Raw genomic sequence first — 2,469 nt, 5'->3', positions numbered from 1 at the left:
CGCTCCGCCCACCGGCCCGCCCAGCCCCGGAGCCCGGGCGCACGCTCGGGCCGGGTCCCCGCTCAGGCCGGGCCGGGGGCCGCTGAGGTGGAGCCGTCGCGGGTGGGGACGTCTCGGACCATGCGCAGGTACTTGTCCCAGTCCCAGTGCGGTCCGGGATCGGTGTGGTCGGCGCCCGGCACCTCGTTGTGGCCGATGATGTGCTTCCGGTCGCGCGGGAAGCCGTACCGGTCGCATATGTCCGCGGTGATCTGGGCGGAGGCCTGGTACATCCGGTCGGTGAAGAGTTCCGGACGGTCGACGAAGCCCTCGTGCTCGATGCCGATGCTGCGCTCGTTGTACTCGCGGTTGCCCGCGTGGAAGGCGACGTCCAGCTCCCGCACGGTCTGGGCGACCTTGCCGTCGGAGGTGCGCAGCACGTAGTGGGCGGCGGCGCGGTGCCCCGGGTCGCGGAAGGCGCTCAGCGCGCTCGCGTAGTCGCCCTGGATGACGTGGACGACCACCCGGTCGATGACGTAGTCGTCCGGGCGGCTGGCCCGGCGCCAGTTCGCCGGGGACGCCGCGACCCAGGCCGCGCCGGTGAGATCCACCTCACCGTCCTTGCGCGGCTTCTCGTTGCCGGGCATGCGCCACCACAGGCGCCGCAGCTCGTCGCGTTGCGCGTAGCCGACACCGCCGAGCACGGCCGCCGTGCCGGCGCCGATCAGCAGGGCCCGTCGGCTCACCCCGCGGTGTTCCTGCGGCTGCGCCGTCATCGCCGTCCCCGATCGTTCTGAGTGCGGCGGGCCACGAGAGTGCGCCCGGCCGCGTGCGGTGTCTCCACGACTCACCAACGCGTCCGCGCGGCCGACGGTTCCACCCCGCGCGGCGGGCCGGGCGCGTCCCGGCGGGTGGGCGAGGGCGTCCGGGCACGGGCGCGCCGCGGACCCGTACCCTTGAGGGGTTATGACTGACTCGACTGCGCCGCGCCCGCGGCTCCGTGTACTGGCCGCCATGTCCGGCGGCGTGGACTCCGCTGTTGCCGCCGCCCGCGCGGCGGAGGCCGGCCACGACGTGACCGGCGTCCACCTGGCCCTCTCGGCGAACCCGCAGTCGTTCCGGACGGGGGCGCGCGGCTGCTGCACGGTCGAGGACTCCCGGGACGCCCGGCGGGCCGCTGACGTGATCGGCATCCCCTTCTACGTGTGGGACCTCGCCGAGCGGTTCCGTGAGGACGTGGTCGACGACTTCGTCGCCGAGTACGAGGCCGGCCGGACGCCGAACCCGTGCCTGCGCTGCAACGAGAAGATCAAGTTCGCGGCGCTGCTCGACAAGGCGCTGGCGCTGGGCTTCGACGCGGTCTGCACCGGCCACTACGCGACGGTGGTGGTGGGCGCGGACGGTCGCCGGGAGCTGCACCGGGCGAGCGACGAGGCGAAGGACCAGTCGTACGTGCTCGGTGTGCTGGACGAGCGGCAGCTCGCGCACGCCATGTTCCCGCTGGGCGACACCCTCACCACGAAGGGCGAGATCCGCGCGGAGGCGGAGCGGCGCGGCCTGGCGGTGGCGAAGAAGCCCGACAGCCACGACATCTGCTTCATCGCCGACGGTGACACCCAGGGGTTCCTGGCCAAGCACCTCGGTACCGCCGAGGGCGACATCCTCGACGAGGACGGGCACAAGCTCGGCACTCACGAGGGCGCCTACGGCTTCACCGTCGGGCAGCGCAAGGGCCTGCGCATCGGGCATCCCGCGCCGGACGGCAAGCCGCGCTACGTGCTGGACATCTCGCCGGTGGACAACACCGTCACCGTCGGTCCGGTGGAGGCGCTCGACGTGGTCGCGCTGACCGCGATCCGGCCGCGCTGGTGCGGTGCGGCCCCGACGGGCCCCGGGGAGTACACCGCCCAGTTCCGGGCGCACGGCGGGGAGACGCCGGTGAGCGCGGAGCCGGCCGACGACGGGCTGAGCGTCCGGTTCCACGAGCCGGTGCGCGGGGTGGCGCCCGGCCAGGCGATCGTGCTGTACGACGGGACGAGGGTGGTCGGATCGGCGACGATCGCCACCACCCGGCGGGCCGAGCGAGTCAGCGGCTGACCGGCCGGGACGCTCCCGCCCGTCCCCGCCGCACCCCGGCCACCACTCGCTGCCCTCGGCGGCGGGCGTCGGTGGCCGGACGGGCGTTCAGGAGTCGGCGGGCAGGCGGGCAAGTTGGCGGGACTGGGCCACCAGGCGGTCCTCGCTGTCCCAGACCTCCGCGTCCTCCTCCAGGAAGCCGCCGGCCAGGTTGCGGGTGGTGATGGAGACCCGCACCGGTCCGGGGGCGGGGCGGCACCGGATGTGCACGGTCAGTTCGATCGTCGGCACCCAGCCCTTGACGCCCAGGTCGAAGGCGGTGGGCGGCAGCGCGTCGACGGCCAGCAGCAGCGCCGCCGGGTCCAGGTCCCGGCCGTCCGCCAGCGCGAACCAGGCGCGCATCTCACCGCGTCC

The 2,469-nt window shown here is 74.4% G+C and carries 3 protein-coding genes; 1 reads left to right on the top strand and 2 read right to left on the bottom strand.

Annotated features, from left to right (window positions below; translation table 11 throughout):
* Positions 1 to 62: 62 nt before the first annotated feature.
* A complete protein-coding gene (locus tag ACYVE9_RS22955) occupies positions 63 to 755 on the bottom strand; it encodes an N-acetylmuramoyl-L-alanine amidase (RefSeq protein WP_461029793.1) in 693 nt (230 codons plus the stop codon).
* 190 nt (positions 756 to 945) lie between these two features.
* Here ACYVE9_RS22955 and mnmA point away from each other — a divergent pair, with 190 nt between their 5' ends.
* Entirely contained in the window at positions 946 to 2,076 is a 1,131-nt protein-coding gene (gene mnmA, locus ACYVE9_RS22950; RefSeq protein ID WP_461029792.1) for a tRNA 2-thiouridine(34) synthase MnmA, read from the top strand.
* Positions 2,077 to 2,163: 87 nt separating this feature from the next.
* Here the strand turns inward: mnmA and ACYVE9_RS22945 are convergent.
* Positions 2,164 to 2,469, bottom strand: a 306-nt coding sequence (locus ACYVE9_RS22945; RefSeq protein ID WP_461029791.1) for a thioesterase family protein, incomplete at its 5' end; no start/stop codon positions are given.

This window comes from Streptomyces sparsus, from assembly GCF_054776295.1.
Note: the sequence above shows the minus strand (reverse complement) of the source record. Positions and strands in the feature narration are given on the sequence as shown.

Excerpts from the sequence above, each read along its gene's own strand:
- mnmA (WP_461029792.1), top strand. The coding sequence starts at position 946 with ATGACTGACTCGACTGCGCCGCGCCCGCGGCTCCGTGTACTGGCCGCC.
- ACYVE9_RS22955 (WP_461029793.1), bottom strand. The coding sequence starts at position 755 with ATGACGGCGCAGCCGCAGGAACACCGCGGGGTGAGCCGACGGGCCCTG.